Source organism: Sphingobium lactosutens, from assembly GCF_013393185.1.
Classification (GTDB): domain Bacteria; phylum Pseudomonadota; class Alphaproteobacteria; order Sphingomonadales; family Sphingomonadaceae; genus Sphingobium; species Sphingobium lactosutens_A.
In genome coordinates, this window is sequence record NZ_QJQX01000070.1 from 117179 (window position 1) to 132399 (window position 15221).

Sequence of the window (15221 nt, forward strand, 5' to 3'; positions counted from 1 at the left end):
TAGATTCCGTCACCCCAGCGAAAGCTGGGATCTCAGGCCAAGTCGCGCAACTTCGCCGGAGACCCCAGCCTGCGCTGAGGTGACGGCCAAGAAGAACAGCCGTCAGTGCGCTCTCCACCTATTCCCCTCACACCTGCCTCTTGGGGCAGGTCTTGATGGAGGTTGTGGACAGCCCGGTATCCTGAACATATCAGGAACATATGGCGCAGCTAACCATCCGACAAAAGCTCGAAATTCTCGCTGATGCGGCCAAATATGATGCGTCCTGCGCCTCGTCCGGCACAGTCAAGCGCGACAGCCGCGGCGGCAAGGGGATCGGATCGACCGAGGGCATGGGCATCTGCCACGCTTATGCGCCCGACGGCCGCTGCATTTCCCTGCTCAAGATATTGCTGACCAACAGCTGCATCTTCGACTGCCATTATTGCATCAACCGGCGGTCGAGCGACGTGCGCCGCGCTCGCTTTACGGCGAAGGAAGTGGTCGACCTCACCCTCAGTTTCTACCGCCGCAACTATATCGAGGGGCTGTTCCTCTCCTCCGGCATCATCCGTTCGTCCGACTATACGATGGAGCAGATGGTCGAGGTCGCACGATCGCTGCGCGAGGATCATGATTTTCGCGGCTATATCCACCTCAAGACCATTCCCGACGCCGACCCGGACCTGCTGCATCAGGCGGGCCTCCATGCCGATCGCCTGTCGATCAATGTCGAGCTGCCGACCGAAGGCGGGCTGCGCCGGCTCGCACCGGAAAAGGATGGCAAGCGGATCGAGGGCGCGATGGGCCGGTTGCGGACGGAGATGGAGGATCATGGCGACGCCTGGCGCAAATATCGCCACGCTCCCCGCTTCGCGCCCGCCGGCCAGTCGACCCAGATGATCGTCGGCGCCGATGCGGCGGACGACCGGGCGATCATCACGCGGGCGAGCAGCCTCTACGACCGCCACCGGCTGCGCCGCGTCTATTACAGCGCCTTCTCCCCAATTCCTTCGCCCAGCGCCGTGCTGCCGCTCAAGCGCCCGCCTTTGCTGCGCGAACATCGTCTCTACCAGTCCGACTGGATGATGCGCTTCTATGGCTATGATGCGCAGGAGATCGCCGCCGCGACCGATGCCGATACGGGCTGCCTGCCGCTCGATATCGATCCCAAGCTGGCCTGGGCGCTTAACCATCGCGCCGCCTTCCCGGTGGACGTCAACCGCGCCCCGCGCGAGGCGCTGCTGCGCGTGCCGGGCCTAGGCGTGAAGGCGGTCGACCGTATCCTGATGAGCCGCCGCCACCGTCGGCTGCGGCTGGAAGATGTCGCGCGCCTCACCACCTCCATCGTCAAGCTGCGCCCATTTCTGGTGACGGAGGATTGGCGCCCTACGGCGTTGATCGACCGGGTCGACCTACGCACCCGCGTCGCGCCGCCCGTCCGCCAGCTCGAACTCTTCGCTTAATCCGTAATTTCCTGTTGATTGCGCGAGTCGTTCGTGAAATTCTTGGGGCGGATCAGATAAGGAGTATGGGGTCTTGGCATCGGCAATGGGCAGTCGGGAGCAGAAGCGCACCGGCTATGCCAAGCGGATCAGCACGCATCTTGCCGCCGCGCTCGTCACCTTCTGCGTGCTCCAGATTCTCATCGTCGCCAAGATGGGCGGATCGCTCGCCCTGCACCTTGGCATCATCGTCGCGATCGGCGGCTTCGCCGTGGCCGCGCGCGGGCTGGAGCGGCGCTGGCACCTGCTCGAACAGGGTGGCCTGTCGGAAAGCGGGCTGGCTCTGCGCTTCCGGCGCGACCTGCTACAACTCTGGGGCGCCAGTCTCGTCGGCGCGCTGCTCTGGATTCCCGTCGCGATCATCTATCGCTTCTTCTTCGGCTGATCCTTCTTCGGTCGATCGCCCGGAGCCAATCGCCGCGCCTGTCGTTGTCCTTGCTCGAACGAGGAGGACCGACCATGGCCAATGCCAGCATTTTCGATCGCCTGAAGCAGGATCACGACGCCCACCGCCAGCTTTTTGCCAAGATGGCGGATGCGGAACGGGAAAAGAACGAGGAGCGGCTGGAAAAGCTGTTCGAACAGTTCAAGGTGGAGGTGACGGCCCACGCCGCCGCCGAAGAGGAATCGCTCTACGCCACCATGCTTTCCCGCCCCGACCTGCGCGAAGAGGCGCAGCACAGCGTGTCCGAGCACAAGGAGATCGACGATTATCTGGAGGAATTGGCCGACCTCAAATTCAATGGCGAGGCCTGGCGCAAGAAGTTCGCCGAAATGAAGAAGCGCTACCTCCATCATATCGAGGAGGAGGAAGAGGAGATGTTCCCCACCGCCGCCAAGGATCTGACGGCGGAAGAAGAGGAGAAGCTCGGCAAGCTGTTTGCCAAGCGCAAGCCCGCCGAACTGGAGCGCGCGCAAGCCGAAGACTGATGTCATGCACCGCGTCGTATTGATCGCTCCCGACGATTTCGAGGGGTGGCGCGATGCGGCGCGGGGGCTGGCGATGGCGCGGGTCGATCCGGCCGATATCGTCTGGCAAATCGGTGATTCGCCAGGCGATCTGTTCGGCGATGCCGGCCTGCCACCGCCACGATCGAGCGGCGGCTTTTCCGTGTCGCGCGCCTTCATCGACCTCGCGCAAAGCGCCCTCTTCCATCGCGATCCCGAACGCTTCGCGCTGCTCTATGCGTTGCTCTGCCGGCTGCGCGACCGGCCCGGCCTGATGGAAGACAAGGCCGATCCGCTGCTGCGCCGCGTCGATGCGCTGGCCAAGGCGGTGCGGCGCGATATCCACAAGATGCGCGCCTTCGTCCGTTTCCGCGAAGTCGGAGAGGGCGACGCATTGCGCTTCGTCGCCTGGTTCGAGCCGGAACATCATATCGTTCGCGCCAATGCGGGCTTCTTCGTCCGCCGCTTCGCCGCGATGCGCTGGTCGATCCTGACGCCGGAACTCAGCATCCATTGGGACGGCGAAGCGTTGAGCGAGGGACCGGGCGCCACCCGTCAGGATGCGCCGGACGGCGACCCGGTCGAGGCGCTGTGGAAGAGCTATTATGCCGCGATCTTCAACCCCGCTCGGCTCAAGACCGGCGCGATGCTGTCGGAAATGCCGAAAAAATATTGGCGCAACCTGCCCGAAGCCGCGCTCATCCCGGACCTCGTCGCCGGCGCGCAGCGGCGGGAGGCGGCCATGATCGCGACCGCGCCCAAGGCGCCCCCGGCCGGCCCCACCAACAGCGCCGCCGCCTGGGGCGCGCTGCGCACCGAAGCGATGCGCTGCACCCGCTGCCCGCTCCACCAAGGTGCGACCCAGACCGTTTTTGGCGAAGGCCCGCTCAACGCGCCGCTCTTCTTCATCGGCGAACAGCCCGGCGACCAGGAGGATCTGGCAGGCCGCCCCTTCGTCGGTCCCGCCGGACAGCTGTTCGATGCGGCGCTGGCCGAGGCGGGCGTCGATCGCACCCGCGCCTATGTCACCAACGCGGTCAAGCATTTCAAATATGAGCTGCGCGGCAAGCGCCGCATCCACCAGACCCCCGACGCGGGCGAGGTGCAGGCCTGCCGCTGGTGGCTGACGCAGGAACTGGACATTCTCCGCCCCCGCCTGGTCGTCGCGCTGGGCGCCACGGCGGCGCGGGCGATGTTGGGCAAGGCGGTGACGATCAGCCGCACCCGCGGGCAGCCGATCGCGCTGGACTCAGGCGCTGAAGGCTGGGTCACGGTGCACCCCAGCTATTTGCTGCGCCTGCCCGATGCAGCGAAGGCCGCCGAGGAGCGTGCGCGCTTCGTGGACGAACTGCGGATGATCGGCGAACGGGCAAAGGCGCTGGTTTAGGCCGCGCCGTCAGTTGCCAAGCCGATGAAATGGCGAATTTGGGTAGATGGGAGACATAAGCCCCTCCCTTTTAGGGAGGGGTGGGTGCGAGCGAAGCGAGCCTCTGCCCTATCGACGGTAGAGCGCCGCTAACGCGGCGTACCCACCCCCCGCCCCTCCCTGGAAGGGTGAAAGAACGCCCGCTTCTGGTCGCTACCGGACCAGAAAAATCCCCCGCAACCTAACCCGCGCTCAATCCATGCTTCTTCATGCAGTGGCGCAGCTGGTCGTAGGTCAGTCCCAGCCCCTTGGCCGTTGCGCGCTGGTTGTAACGAAAGCGGTCCAGCGCCGCCTTTATGATCGCCGCCTCATGCGCGTCAACGGCGGTGCGCAGGTCGTTGATTTCCTCGAAAGCCGTGGCCGGCGTCGCAGGCGCGGGCGGTGCGCTCCCAGCGCAGGGTTCCGCCGCCGCCTTCGGCATCAAGGGCCGCGGCTTCCACGGCGAGGCGAAGGGATCGAAGGTCAGGCGGCTGATCGGCCGCGTCGGCTCGTCCCAGCGATAGACAGCGCGCTCCACGACATTGCGCAATTCGCGCACATTGCCGGGCCAGCCATAGCCCTCCATCTCCGCCGCGCAAGCCGCCGCAAAGCCCGGCCATTGCGGCCAGTTCAACTCCGCCGCCATGCGCCGCCCGAAATGGTCGGCCAGCACTGCCACATCGCCCTCCCGCGCGCGCAGTGGGGGCAGGGTGATGACCTCGAAGCTCAACCGATCGAGCAGATCCGGGCGGAACCGTCCGGCATCCGCAGCGGCCGGCAGATCCTCGTTGGTCGCCGCAACGATGCGCACATCGACCTGCACCGCGCGCGACGCGCCGATCCGCGTCACTTCGCCATATTCGACGACGCGCAGCAGTCGCTCCTGCGCCGCCATCGACAGCGTGCCCAGTTCGTCGAGGAAGAGCGTGCCGCCATCGGCCTCCTCGAACCGGCCCGGCCGCGCCTTGGTCGCGCCGGTGAAGGCGCCCTGTTCATGGCCGAAGAGTTCCGCTTCGATCAGCGTCTCCGGCAAGGCGGCGCAGTTCATGACGATCAGCGGCTCGCCCCAACGCGGGGACAGGTGATGCAACCGCTCGGCGATCAGTTCCTTGCCGGTGCCGCGCTCGCCGATCACCAGCACCGGCCGATTGAGTTCGGCCGCCCGGCCCGCCTGCTCGACCGCGTCGAGAAAAGCGAAGGATTGGCCGACGAACTGCGTATTTTTCTCCATGCGCCAACTTATGGTGAAATTTCCCACCTCTTGGCAAGTGGCATGTCGATCCAGCCATGCCAAATGAACCAGAAATGAAGGAAATCCGCGCTTTCTTCAAATTGGCACGCGCCCTGCAAAGCTATGGGCAATCCGCACCGAAACGCGGAACCACATGAAGGCCAAGGTTCAGGGAGTAAGACAATGGAAAAGAACAGCAACAGCGTTCGCGAAATCGGCCAGCTGATGTCGGTCGCCATCGCCGCCGTCCTGTTTGGATCGACCATGATCCTTTCGGCGGTCGGTCCGGCCCGCGCCAGCGAAACCCCGGTCCTCGCGACGCAAGACACCCCCGCGAGCCTGCGCTATCTTGCGTAAGGATCGCAACACCCCGGCCGGGGCGGGAATGCCCCCTCTCGCCCGCCCCGGCACCTGAAAACGAGATACGACCAGGAGTGACGTTAAAATGGGTATTTTCTCCCGCACCCGCGACATCATTGCCGCCAATGTGACCGACCTGCTCGACAAGGCGGAAGATCCGGCGAAGATGATCCGTATGATCATCCTCGAAATGGAGGAAACGCTGGTCGAGGTCCGCGCGTCGGCCGCTCGCACCATCGCCGATCAGAAGGAGATGCGCCGCCATATCGCCAAGCTCAATGCTTTGCAGGACAGCTGGACGGAGAAGGCGCAGCTGGCGCTGAGCAAGGACCGCGAGGACTTGGCGAAGGCCGCCCTGGTCGAACGGCAGAAGGCCGCTGACATGGCGGAGCAACTGAACCACGAGATCGAGACGCTCGACGAGGCGCTGGCCGCGTCGGAAGCCGACATCGCCAAGCTGCAAGGCAAGCTGCGCGAAGCCCGCGCACGCCAGAACAGCCTCGTCACCCGGATGCAGAGCGCCGAGAATCGCCTGCGCGTCCGCGAAGCCTATGCTGGCGAGAAGGTCAACGAAGCCTTCGCCCGCTTCGACATGCTGGAACGCCGCGTGGATATCGCCGAAGGGCGTGCCGACGCCGTGACGCTGGGCGGCCAGCCCAAGACGCTGGAGGAAGAGATTGCCGAGCTGAAGTCGGCCGACAAGGTCGATGCCGATCTCGCCGCGCTCAAGGCCAGCATGAACGCTGGCAAGATTGGGGGAGCCTGATCCCATGGAAGACGTGTTTGTCCCCATTGCCGTGGTCGGCATGCTGTTCATCGGCATGCCCTGGCTGATCTTCCACTATGTCACCAAGTGGAAGCAGGCGCCCAAGATCACCGACGAGGATGAGAAGCTGCTGGACGAACTCCACCTTCTTGCCCGCCGTATGGAAGAACGGCTCCAGACGGTCGAACGGATCGTCGCCGCCGACAACCCCGATTTCCGTCCGCAGCGTTCGGCCCAGGAGCCGGACGACTACAGCTTCGACCGGAGGAACTGACATGACCGCCCGCCGCACCAAATTCTATCTCGACAAGCAGAATGGCAAATGGATGGGCGTATGCGCCGGCATTGCCGACTATAGCGGGATCGATGTCATATGGGTCCGGGTCGGCGCGGTGCTCATCACCCTGATGGGCGCCTTCCCCTGGACGCTGATCGCCTATTTCGTCGTCGCCTATTTCGCCGAGAACAAGCCGCAGGGCCTCTATGCGGACCGCGATGACGAGAAATTCTGGCAGGGCGTGCGCAGCAATCCGGGGCGCTCGACCCGCGACGTCCGGGCCAAGTTCCGCGACATCGATCGCCGCCTGGCCGACATCGAAATCTATTATACCAGCCGCAACACCCGCCTTGCCGACGAGATCGAACGCCTGCGCTGACGGGTATTGCCGAAGGGGATAGCAAGGGAGCAGAGGATCATGAATTTCGCCGGACCCAGCTTCATCGTCGCGATCGTCGCCCTGTCGATGGGCGCCTGGGTGATCACCACCTGGATGCGCGCGAAATATGGCTATCCGCTGACGGACGACAACGGAAACACCGTTCATCGATCCGATCCTGACGCCGGTCGAAAAATCGACCTTTTATCAAACGAAAACGAAATGCTGGTTGGCCGAATCAGCCGTCTTGAAGAACGCATTGCCGTGCTGGAGAGGATCGCCACCGATCCTGCCACACGCACCGCGCGCGAAATCGACGCACTGCGCTGACCGACCGGGCAAGGGAGTAGATCATGATGTTTCCATTCGAAGCCTTCGCGCCGGTCGCGGCAGGACTGGGCATGCTCGCCATCGCCGGCTGGATCTTCACCACCTGGCTGCGCATCAAGCATGGCTATCCGCTGGAGAACAGCTGGGGCAAGGCGGTCTATCCGCAGAAGAATGAGGAAATGGTAGAGCGCATCAAGCTGCTGAGCCAGGAAAATGCCCAGCTTCGTGCCGAGATCGGGTCGATGAAGGACCGGCTCGCCGTGGTGGAGCGGATCGTCACCGACGAAAGCCACCAGCTCAATCGCGAGATCGAACGGCTGCGCAGCCCGGCCAACTGAGGTCTGGACGGCCGCGCGCCAAGAGGGAGGAAAGAGACATGAATCCGTTTGAAATGGTCGTCGCCATCGTCGCGATCACCGCCATCGCCAGCGTCGTCCGCGCCAAATATGGCGTCGTGCGTCGTCACAAGGGTGAGGACTTCATCCAGCGCGGCCCGGACCCCGAAGCGGAACGGCTGCGCGCCGAGGTCAAGGCGCTCAAGGATCGTGTGGCCGTGCTGGAACGGCTGGCCACGGACGGCTCCAGCGCGCTGGAGCGGGAATTCGAAAAACTCCGGGACCGCGACTGAAAAGCGCGCGTCCGGACAGGGAGGCATTTATGCAGGACCCCTATCTCTATATCACTCTCGCGGCGACCAGCCTCGCCGGTCTCGCCATCGTCGCGGTCGCGGCGCTGCGCGGCTGGAATGGCTGGCTCGAACTCAAGCGCGCCGAACTGGGCCGCCGTATCGAGGACAGCGCGCCGCCATCGGCCGTGGCGCGGATCGAGGTCGCCGACCTCAAGGAACGCATCCGCAAGCTGGAAGCCATCGCCGCGGGCGTGGATTTGTAGGAGGCAACCGGCAAGGCTGGTTTGGGTGGGTTGCGGACCGTCTGGTTTTAGTGAAACAAGCGGCAATATCTGACGCTGGGTGGTGAAAAATCACTTGGCAATATTCGCGCCACAGCCGACCGGTAGCGAACCGCCACTTGCAATCAATAGACATCTCTCTGTTGCTACTGATTAGTAAGCTGCCGTTCCGCAATCGGCCAATACCGGCGCTGCTATCGCTTCGCTTTGCAGAAGGCCCAGCAGCTCGTAAAGGCAGGTCTTCAGGATTTCGAATTACAATGAATTATCGCCATTCCTTTCATGCCGGCAATAGCGCCGACGTCGTGAAGCACAGCCTCCTCATCGCCTTGGTGCGGGCCTTGCAGCTCAAGCAGGGCGCGCTGACTCTGATCGACACCCATGCCGGCTGCGGCTTGTACGACCTTGGCGGCGACGCAGCGCAACGCACCGGCGAAGCCACGCAGGGCGTGCTGCGGGCCTCTGCCGACCCGAACCCCTTGCTGGACGACTACCGCGCCGCCGTGAAGGCGGTGAATGTGGGTGACGAACCGCAGCTTTACCCCGGCTCGCCGCAGATTCTGGCGCAGCTTTTGCGGCCGCAGGATTTCCTGATCCTCAACGAAAAGCACCCGGAAGACGCTTACACCCTGCGCGGCGTGATGCGGGACACCAGCGCGGCCGTGCATGAACGCGACGCCTACGAGCTGTGGCTGGCTCTGTTGCCGCCCCGCACCGCGCGCGGCGTGGTGGTGGTCGACCCGCCCTATGAGCAGACGGACGAACGCGCGCGCATCACCGCCACCCTCGCCGCCGCTCACCGCAAATGGGCACATGGCGTCACGGTGATATGGTTTCCGCTGAAAGATCGCGCCACGCATTGGCAATGGAAGCAGCAGTTACGCAAGCTCGGCATCCCGAAATTGCTACGGGTGGAGCATTGGCTATATGATAGCGAGCAACCCGGCATTTATAACGGCGCGGGCCTCTTCATCATCAATCCGCCCTACGCTTTCACGCAGACACTGCCGCCACTGTTGGAAGCTTTGCGCGCGGCGTTAGCGCCCGAAGGGCATAAGGGCGAGATTATATCCGATTGGTTGGGCGATTAATACAAACCTTCTCCCCTTCTCCCAGAAGGGGAATTGCCGCGCTTAGCCTATACGCCCGTTGGCGACGGACTCAATCATATGATCCTGTTCGCACACAATGGCGACCGAGGGTGTCGAGAAAATCCTGCGATACCATGGATGGAGTACCACTGCTGACATGCTAAGGATGTGACATGTTTCAAGCACCCGGCCGCAGCGGCACTGTCGAGATCGACGGTTTCAAATATGATTGGGAACTCCTGAGCGAGCCTCAGTTGTCCTCTTCCGATGGCTGGAAGGGAATGACTGTCTCCCTGCGTCAGAGAGACATGCAGCGCCAAGCCGTGCTGGAATTTCCGGCACCCAAGCGCCTGATGAAAGGCTTGCCGAAAGGGCGTTTGCACATCAACGATGCGATTGCTTCGCGAGGGGTGCGGGCAGCATTATCGGCAGGATGGGATCCTGCTTCGCGAGGCAAACCCACGGTATTCATGGTTGACGCCAACGGTGACTAAGGGGGCGTAAACCGCGCACTCTCACCATCGCGGATATAAATGGAGCCGGGCGGCATTGTGCCATTCGTCCCCTCATGCCCCCGGGAAGCGGGCGGTCCGCACCTGAGAGACGGAATTTCGGCGGTGCTTGTCCGCAACTGGTCGAAAACCGACCCTCCGGAACAGCCGCCGCTAAATCCTCAGACCATCTCGCCGGCGAGCAGGCGGGGCAGGGCGCCGGACTGGCCCCGCGCCTCGGCCATGAAGCGGTTCTTGAGCAGCGAGGTGCGCTGCACCGCCGCCAGACCCGCACGACGCACCAACGAGGGCAGCTTGCCCGGCACATCGAACAGGCGCACCAGCCCGTCCATCGCCACGCTGGTCATCATCGAATCGAGGCCGCGCCAGCGCTGATAGCGCGCCAGCAGCTGCGCATCGCCCGGATCGAGGCCAAGGCGCATTCCCTCAACCAACACTTCGACGAGCGCGGCAACGTCGCGGAAGCCCAGGTTCAGTCCCTGTCCCGCGATCGGGTGGATGGCATGGGCGCTGTCACCGACCAGCGCGAGCCGCGTGTCGGTGATCCGCGCGGCATGATGGAAACCGAGCGGATAGGAGGATCGCGGCCCGGCCAGCCTGATCTCGCCCAGGAAACCGCCGATCCGCTTCTGCGCCTCGGCCAGCCACGCACGCTCGGACAATTTCATCATCGCCGGGGCCTGCTCGGTCGGCACCGTCCATACCACGGCGGATCGGGTGCCCGGAAGCATCGGCAGCAGCGCGAAAGGGCCGCCGACATAGAAAATCTCATAGGCGGTGTTGGCGTGCGGCACCTCATGGTCGATCGCCGTGACCATGGCAGTGTGCTTATATTGCCAGCGGGTGGTGTTGATCCCCGCCGCCTCGCGCGTCGGGCTGTTGCGCCCTTCGGCGGCGACCAGCAGCGCGCCCTCGATCGTCGTGCCGCTCGCCAGCGTCAGCGTGACGCCGTCGGCATTGCGGTCGACATGAATGGCGCGGTCGGGCTGGAACCGGGTCAGATTCTCCGCTTCGGCTGCCGTCTGCGCCAGTGCGATGCGCAGGTCGCGATTGGGGAACATGGTTCCCATCACGCCATCATCCGCGTCCGGCACGAAGTCGAGCGCCCCCGGCTCCAGCCCGTCGCTGACCCAGATACGGTCGATCGGGCAGCCCTTGCCCTCCAGATGCGCGCCCACGCAGATGGCGGACAGCATGGCATGGCTGGTCGAGCTGATGGCGGAGACGCGCCCGTCAAAGCCTGCCGCCGTCGTATCGACCGGATCGGCCGGGTCGATCACGGCGGTCTTCACGCCATGGCGGGAAAGAGCGATGCCCAGAGTCAGGCCGACCAGCCCGCCACCCAATATCACGACGTCGAAGCGTTCCATGACGAACGGTCTAGAGGGGTTTCGCGTGAAATGAAACATTTCACGGCGTCGAAATCACGACCAAAACGCTTCACGCGCTTGGGGCGGGATTGAGAAGCGATCTGGATCTACGGCATGTGCTCCTGCTTTCGCAGGAGCACGCAGCGTTGAGATCTTACAGCATGCGCACCCACTCTGCCGGATCGGCCACGGTGCCGCGCTGGATCCCGGTCAGCTCCGCGCGCAGGCTTTCCGTCACCAGCCCGCCATCGCCATTGCCGATGGTGAAGTCGCCATTGCTGCTTTTCACCGTGCCGATCGCCGTCACGACCGCCGCTGTGCCGCAGGCGAAGGCTTCGCGCAGCTTGCCGCTGGCGGCGTCCTCGCGCCACTGGGCGAAGCTATATGGTTCCTCGCGCACGTCATGGCCCTTCGCGCGGGCGAGGGTGATGATCGAGTTGCGCGTGATGCCGGGCAGGATCGTGCCGGACAGTGGCGGGGTGACGATCGAGCCATCCTCCATCACGAAGAAGACGTTCATGCCGCCCAGTTCCTCGACCCACTTGTTTTCGGCGGCATCGAGGAACACGACTTGGTCGCAGCCATGGCCGATCGCTTCCTTCTGCGCGACCAGCGACGCGGCATAGTTGCCGCCGCACTTGGCCGCACCGGTGCCGCCGCGCGCCGCGCGGGTATAATGTTCCGACACCCACAGGGTCACGGCCTTCTTGCCACCCTTGAAATAGGCGCCGGCTGGCGAGGCGATGACGCAGAAAATATATTCGTTCGACGGACGGACGCCCAGAAAGGCTTCGCTCGCGAACAGGAAGGGGCGCAGATAGAGGCTGCCTTCACCGCCCGGAATCCAGTCGGCGTCGATCTTCACCAATTGCTCGACCGCTTCCAGGAACAGATCCTGTGGAATGGCGGGCATCGCCATGCGTTCGGCCGATTCGGCGAAGCGACGGGCATTTTCCTCCGGGCGGAACATGGCGACGCGGCCATCCTCCAGCCGATAGGCCTTCATCCCTTCGAAGATTTCCTGCGCATAATGTAGCACGGCGCAGGCGGGATCGAGCTGGAACGGCGCGCGCGCCTCCACCTTGTGGCTGTGCCAGCCCTGCCCCTCGGTGTAGCGGATCGTCACCATATGGTCGGTGAAGAGCCGGCCAAAGCCGGGATCTTCGAGCAATACAGCGCGCTTGTCCGCCGACACAGCCTGGCTGTTGCGGGTGACGGTGAAACGCGACGTCTGCTCGGCGGCCATGGTGAGTCTCCTTGTTCTGGCTCGGACGAGGCCGCCTATGTCACAGAGCGGCCAGCGAAACAATGGGTCACATATACTGACGCATTCTACAATTGGAAAATGACCGCTTGCCATGTGCTGGCCTCTTCCCGCGTGGCCGGCGTGCCTGTATCGCTGCGCCATGCATTTCTTCTCCGACAACGCCACGCCCATCAGCCCTGCCGTCATGACCGCCATCGCTGCCGCCGACCGGGCGGATCATGGCTATGACGGCGACGCATGGAGCGCGCGGCTGGATGGCGCCTTTTCCGACCTGTTCGACACATCGGTGAAGGCGCTCTGGATCTCCACCGGCACGGCGGCGAACAGCATCGCACTGGCCACGCTCTGCCCGCCCTATGGCGGCGTGCTCTGCCATGAGGAGGCGCATATCGTCGTCGACGAATGCGGCGCGCCGGGCTTCTTCACTCATGGCGCAACGCTGATGCCACTGCCGGGCGAGGGCGCGAAGCTGACGCCCGCAGTCGTGACCGAACGGCTGAAGGCGATCCGCCCCGACGTGCATCAAGTGCCCGCGCGCGCGATCAGCATCACCAACGCCACCGAATATGGGCTGGTCTATACACCTGCCGAAGTCGCCGCGCTGGGCGATGTGGCGAAGGCGCAAGGCCTCGGCTTCCACATGGATGGCGCGCGTTTCGCCAATGCCGTCGCCCATCTGGGCTGCGCACCCGCCGACGTCACCTGGCGCGCGGGCGTGGACGCGCTTAGCTTCGGCTGCGTCAAGAATGGCGGCATGGCCGGCGAGGCGCTGCTCTTCTTCGGGGATCAGGCCGATGCGCGTGCAACGGAGGCGAAGCGCTGGCGCAAGCGGTCGGGTCATCTCTTCTCCAAGGGCCGCTATCTCGCCGCGCAGATACTGGCGATGATCGAGGATGGCCTGTGGCTGCGCAATGCCGGTGCGGCCAATGCGGCGGCGCGCGCGCTGGCGGACGGCGCGGCCGGCCGGTTGATGCACCCGGTCGAGGCCAATGAGCTGTTCGTTCACCTGACGGCGGAGGAAGCGGCGGCGCTACGGGCGCAGGGGTTCGATTTCTACGACTGGGGCGAGGGCGCGGCGAGGCTCGTCACCAACTGGTCGCAGGATGCGCAGAGCGTTGCGCCTCTGGTTGACGCGCTCAAAGCCCTCGGCCGTGGCTGAGGAGGGGAAGGGCAGTGTCGCCCTGCCGTTCATTCTCGTTACCCTGATCTGGAGTTCGACCTGGATCGTCATCCGCGACCAGATCGGATCGGTGCCGGCCAGTTGGTCGGTCTGCTATCGCTTCCTGCTCGCCGGGATCGCCATGGCCGTCTTTGCACGCTTCCGGGGCGTGTCGCTGCGGATCGGCGGCGCGGGCCTGATCTTCGCCGCGCTGCTGGGAACGGCGCAGTTCGTCCTCAACTTCAACTTCGTCTATCGGGCAGAGCATTATCTGACCTCCGGCGTGGTCGCGGTCGTCTATGCGATGCTGCTGATCCCCAACTCGATCCTTGCCTGGCTGATCTTCCGCCAGCCGGTGAGCCGCGCCTTCATCGGCGGATCGGTGGTGGCGGTGGCGGGCATCATCCTGATGCTGGTCCACGAATATCATGCCGCGACGGTCCGGCCCGACATGGTGCTGCTCGGCGCGGCCTTCTCGCTCGCGGGGCTGATGAGCGCGTCGAGCGCCAATATCATGCAGGGGATGGAGATCGCCCGGCGGCTGCCGATGGTGGCGGTGCTGGCCTGGGCGATGCTGATCGGCGCGGGCGTGGACGCCCTGTTCGCCTGGATCACCGTCGGCCCGCCGCAGTTCGAGCCGCGCATCGGCTATATGCTGGGCATCGCCTGGCTGGGTCTTGCCGGATCGGTCGTGACCTTCCCGCTCTATTTCACCCTGATCCAGCGCATGGGCGCAGGGCGCGCCGCCTATACCAGCGTGCTGATCCCGGTGATCGCGATGCTGATCTCCACCGTGGCGGAGGGCTATCGCTGGTCCGCGCTGGCGATCGGCGGCGCGCTGCTGGCGGTCGCAGGGATGGCGATCGCGCTGCGATCCAAAGAGAGTTAGGCTGTAGTGACATTTTAGGGATTCACGGCGCCGGGTCTTTGTGATTCAACAGTGGCTTTTGGAGGCTGGTGTGGAAGGCGAGGTACTTCGGGACGATCAATGGGAGCGATTGCGGGAGTTCGTTCCGGGCGGGCGCAAGGGTAAGCGTGGTCCGCGTAGCGACGGCAGGCGTTTTCTCGATGCCTTGCTGTGGCTGGCGCGCTCAGGCGGTCGTTGGCGCGATCTTCCCGAACGCTTTGGTCCCTATCAGACAGCCAAGCGGCGCTATTATCGCTGGATCGAGCAGGGTGTGATCGACCGGATATTCGCGGCGGTGTCCGATGATCCCGACATCGAATGGCTGGCGATCGATGCCACTGTCATCCGCGCTCAGGCTCAAGCGGCAGGGGCTCGGATAAAAAGGGGGGCGTTCAAGCCCAGGCTCTCGGGCGGTCGAGAGGTGGGTTCGGCACCAAAATCCACGCCGTAGTCGATGCCCTCGGTCTGCCGATCCGCTTCATTCTTGGCCCCGGACAGCAAAACGACATGGCTCCAGCCTGCGACCTGATCCGGGGCATCCCGGCAGGCAAGGTGCTGGCGGATCGCGCCTACGATGCCGACCGCCTGCATGACCTCATCTACGAGCAAGGCGGCGAGCCGGTCATCCCACCACGCCGCCACCGCAAGTACCAACACGGCTACGACCGCATCGCCTACAAACAGCGTTGGGGCATCGAAGGATTCTTCGCCAAACTCAAACAATGGCGGCGCATCGCAACACGCTACGACAAGCTCGCCCCCAACTTCCTCGGATTTGTCAAACTCGCCAGCATCATGCTCTGGCTCAAATGATTAAATCGTCACC

19 protein-coding genes and 1 pseudogene are annotated in these 15221 nt (G+C 64.1%); 17 read left to right on the forward strand and 3 right to left on the reverse strand.

The features are described from left to right. The first annotated feature begins 200 nt into the window (after positions 1-200). The 4 genes from DM806_RS19485 (at position 201) to DM806_RS19500 (ending at position 3819) form a co-directional block, all read left to right on the forward strand. The gene (locus tag DM806_RS19485; RefSeq protein ID WP_179044814.1) at positions 201-1445 is read left to right on the forward strand and encodes a putative DNA modification/repair radical SAM protein; all 1245 of its coding nucleotides are present in this window, start codon (positions 201-203) and stop codon (positions 1443-1445) included. 85 nt (positions 1446-1530) lie between these two features. Next, positions 1531-1869 carry a hypothetical protein gene (locus DM806_RS19490; RefSeq protein ID WP_179044839.1) on the forward strand — a complete coding sequence of 113 codons (339 nt, stop codon included), beginning with the start codon at positions 1531-1533 and terminating at the stop codon, positions 1867-1869. Between the two features lie 74 nt (positions 1870-1943). Continuing rightward, positions 1944-2414: a hemerythrin domain-containing protein gene (locus tag DM806_RS19495; protein ID WP_179044815.1), complete on the forward strand. Its 471-nt coding sequence runs from the start codon at positions 1944-1946 to the stop codon at positions 2412-2414. Between the two features lie 4 nt (positions 2415-2418). Continuing rightward, the gene (locus DM806_RS19500; protein WP_179044816.1) at positions 2419-3819 is read left to right on the forward strand and encodes a UdgX family uracil-DNA binding protein; all 1401 of its coding nucleotides are present in this window, start codon (positions 2419-2421) and stop codon (positions 3817-3819) included. A gap of 220 nt (positions 3820-4039) precedes the next feature. On the opposite strand, the gene pspF is transcribed toward DM806_RS19500, so the two are convergent. After that, entirely contained in the window at positions 4040-5068 is a 1029-nt protein-coding gene (gene pspF, locus DM806_RS19505) for a phage shock protein operon transcriptional activator (RefSeq protein WP_179044817.1), read from the reverse strand. 183 nt (positions 5069-5251) lie between these two features. Here pspF and DM806_RS19510 point away from each other — a divergent pair, with 183 nt between their 5' ends. The 10 genes from DM806_RS19510 (at position 5252) to DM806_RS19555 (ending at position 9674) form a co-directional block, all read left to right on the forward strand. Next, the gene (locus DM806_RS19510; protein ID WP_179044818.1) at positions 5252-5425 is read left to right on the forward strand and encodes a hypothetical protein; all 174 of its coding nucleotides are present in this window, start codon (positions 5252-5254) and stop codon (positions 5423-5425) included. A gap of 88 nt (positions 5426-5513) precedes the next feature. Further along, complete coding sequence (pspA, locus tag DM806_RS19515; RefSeq protein ID WP_179044819.1) at positions 5514-6194, forward strand: phage shock protein PspA; 681 nt, start codon at positions 5514-5516, stop codon at positions 6192-6194. A gap of 4 nt (positions 6195-6198) precedes the next feature. Beyond that, positions 6199-6468 carry an envelope stress response membrane protein PspB gene (gene pspB, locus DM806_RS19520; protein WP_179044820.1) on the forward strand — a complete coding sequence of 90 codons (270 nt, stop codon included), beginning with the start codon at positions 6199-6201 and terminating at the stop codon, positions 6466-6468. A gap of 1 nt (position 6469) precedes the next feature. Further along, positions 6470-6850, forward strand: coding sequence for an envelope stress response membrane protein PspC (pspC, locus tag DM806_RS19525; RefSeq protein ID WP_179044821.1), 381 nt, complete (start codon positions 6470-6472; stop codon positions 6848-6850). A gap of 39 nt (positions 6851-6889) precedes the next feature. Further along, positions 6890-7180 (forward strand): hypothetical protein, encoded by a 291-nt coding sequence (locus tag DM806_RS19530; protein WP_179044822.1) that lies wholly within the window; start codon positions 6890-6892, stop codon positions 7178-7180. Positions 7181-7206: 26 nt separating this feature from the next. Next, complete coding sequence (locus DM806_RS19535) at positions 7207-7518, forward strand: hypothetical protein (protein WP_179044840.1); 312 nt, start codon at positions 7207-7209, stop codon at positions 7516-7518. Between the two features lie 38 nt (positions 7519-7556). After that, on the forward strand, positions 7557-7808 hold the full coding sequence (locus DM806_RS19540; RefSeq protein WP_179044823.1) for a hypothetical protein: 252 nt from the start codon (positions 7557-7559) through the stop codon (positions 7806-7808). 29 nt (positions 7809-7837) lie between these two features. After that, on the forward strand, positions 7838-8071 hold the full coding sequence (locus DM806_RS19545) for a hypothetical protein (protein ID WP_179044824.1): 234 nt from the start codon (positions 7838-7840) through the stop codon (positions 8069-8071). 278 nt (positions 8072-8349) lie between these two features. Then, positions 8350-9180 carry a 23S rRNA (adenine(2030)-N(6))-methyltransferase RlmJ gene (locus DM806_RS19550; RefSeq protein ID WP_179044825.1) on the forward strand — a complete coding sequence of 277 codons (831 nt, stop codon included), beginning with the start codon at positions 8350-8352 and terminating at the stop codon, positions 9178-9180. 173 nt (positions 9181-9353) lie between these two features. Continuing rightward, positions 9354-9674, forward strand: coding sequence for a hypothetical protein (locus DM806_RS19555; RefSeq protein WP_179044826.1), 321 nt, complete (start codon positions 9354-9356; stop codon positions 9672-9674). 179 nt (positions 9675-9853) lie between these two features. On the opposite strand, the gene DM806_RS19560 is transcribed toward DM806_RS19555, so the two are convergent. Both DM806_RS19560 and DM806_RS19565 read right to left on the reverse strand, forming a co-directional pair. Then, positions 9854-11062: an FAD-dependent monooxygenase gene (locus DM806_RS19560; RefSeq protein ID WP_179044827.1), complete on the reverse strand. Its 1209-nt coding sequence runs from the start codon at positions 11060-11062 to the stop codon at positions 9854-9856. A 154-nt stretch (positions 11063-11216) separates the two neighbouring features. Continuing rightward, positions 11217-12308 carry a branched-chain amino acid aminotransferase gene (locus DM806_RS19565; protein ID WP_179044828.1) on the reverse strand — a complete coding sequence of 364 codons (1092 nt, stop codon included), beginning with the start codon at positions 12306-12308 and terminating at the stop codon, positions 11217-11219. Positions 12309-12468: 160 nt separating this feature from the next. Between DM806_RS19565 and DM806_RS19570 the strand changes: the two genes are divergently transcribed. The 3 genes and pseudogenes from DM806_RS19570 (at position 12469) to DM806_RS19580 (ending at position 15208) form a co-directional block, all read left to right on the forward strand. Next, on the forward strand, positions 12469-13488 hold the full coding sequence (locus DM806_RS19570) for a threonine aldolase family protein (RefSeq protein WP_179044841.1): 1020 nt from the start codon (positions 12469-12471) through the stop codon (positions 13486-13488). Next, positions 13433-14377 (forward strand): DMT family transporter, encoded by a 945-nt coding sequence (locus DM806_RS19575; RefSeq protein ID WP_179044829.1) that lies wholly within the window; start codon positions 13433-13435, stop codon positions 14375-14377. The genes DM806_RS19570 and DM806_RS19575 overlap by 56 nt, the downstream gene beginning before the upstream one ends. 70 nt (positions 14378-14447) lie before the next feature. Next, positions 14448-15208: pseudogene (locus DM806_RS19580) on the forward strand (IS5 family transposase). Positions 15209-15221 lie beyond the last annotated feature (13 nt).

Coding starts and splice junctions, on each gene's coding strand:
- DM806_RS19485 (WP_179044814.1), top strand. CDS start 201: ATGGCGCAGCTAACCATCCGACAAAAGCTCGAAATTCTCGCTGATGCG.
- DM806_RS19490 (WP_179044839.1), top strand. CDS start 1,531: ATGGGCAGTCGGGAGCAGAAGCGCACCGGCTATGCCAAGCGGATCAGC.
- DM806_RS19495 (WP_179044815.1), top strand. CDS start 1,944: ATGGCCAATGCCAGCATTTTCGATCGCCTGAAGCAGGATCACGACGCC.
- DM806_RS19500 (WP_179044816.1), top strand. CDS start 2,419: ATGCACCGCGTCGTATTGATCGCTCCCGACGATTTCGAGGGGTGGCGC.
- pspF (WP_179044817.1), bottom strand. CDS start 5,068: ATGGAGAAAAATACGCAGTTCGTCGGCCAATCCTTCGCTTTTCTCGAC.
- DM806_RS19510 (WP_179044818.1), top strand. CDS start 5,252: ATGGAAAAGAACAGCAACAGCGTTCGCGAAATCGGCCAGCTGATGTCG.
- pspA (WP_179044819.1), top strand. CDS start 5,514: ATGGGTATTTTCTCCCGCACCCGCGACATCATTGCCGCCAATGTGACC.
- pspB (WP_179044820.1), top strand. CDS start 6,199: ATGGAAGACGTGTTTGTCCCCATTGCCGTGGTCGGCATGCTGTTCATC.
- pspC (WP_179044821.1), top strand. CDS start 6,470: ATGACCGCCCGCCGCACCAAATTCTATCTCGACAAGCAGAATGGCAAA.
- DM806_RS19530 (WP_179044822.1), top strand. CDS start 6,890: ATGAATTTCGCCGGACCCAGCTTCATCGTCGCGATCGTCGCCCTGTCG.
- DM806_RS19535 (WP_179044840.1), top strand. CDS start 7,207: ATGTTTCCATTCGAAGCCTTCGCGCCGGTCGCGGCAGGACTGGGCATG.
- DM806_RS19540 (WP_179044823.1), top strand. CDS start 7,557: ATGAATCCGTTTGAAATGGTCGTCGCCATCGTCGCGATCACCGCCATC.
- DM806_RS19545 (WP_179044824.1), top strand. CDS start 7,838: ATGCAGGACCCCTATCTCTATATCACTCTCGCGGCGACCAGCCTCGCC.
- DM806_RS19550 (WP_179044825.1), top strand. CDS start 8,350: ATGAATTATCGCCATTCCTTTCATGCCGGCAATAGCGCCGACGTCGTG.
- DM806_RS19555 (WP_179044826.1), top strand. CDS start 9,354: ATGTTTCAAGCACCCGGCCGCAGCGGCACTGTCGAGATCGACGGTTTC.
- DM806_RS19560 (WP_179044827.1), bottom strand. CDS start 11,062: ATGGAACGCTTCGACGTCGTGATATTGGGTGGCGGGCTGGTCGGCCTG.
- DM806_RS19565 (WP_179044828.1), bottom strand. CDS start 12,308: ATGGCCGCCGAGCAGACGTCGCGTTTCACCGTCACCCGCAACAGCCAG.
- DM806_RS19570 (WP_179044841.1), top strand. CDS start 12,469: ATGCATTTCTTCTCCGACAACGCCACGCCCATCAGCCCTGCCGTCATG.
- DM806_RS19575 (WP_179044829.1), top strand. CDS start 13,433: ATGCGCAGAGCGTTGCGCCTCTGGTTGACGCGCTCAAAGCCCTCGGCC.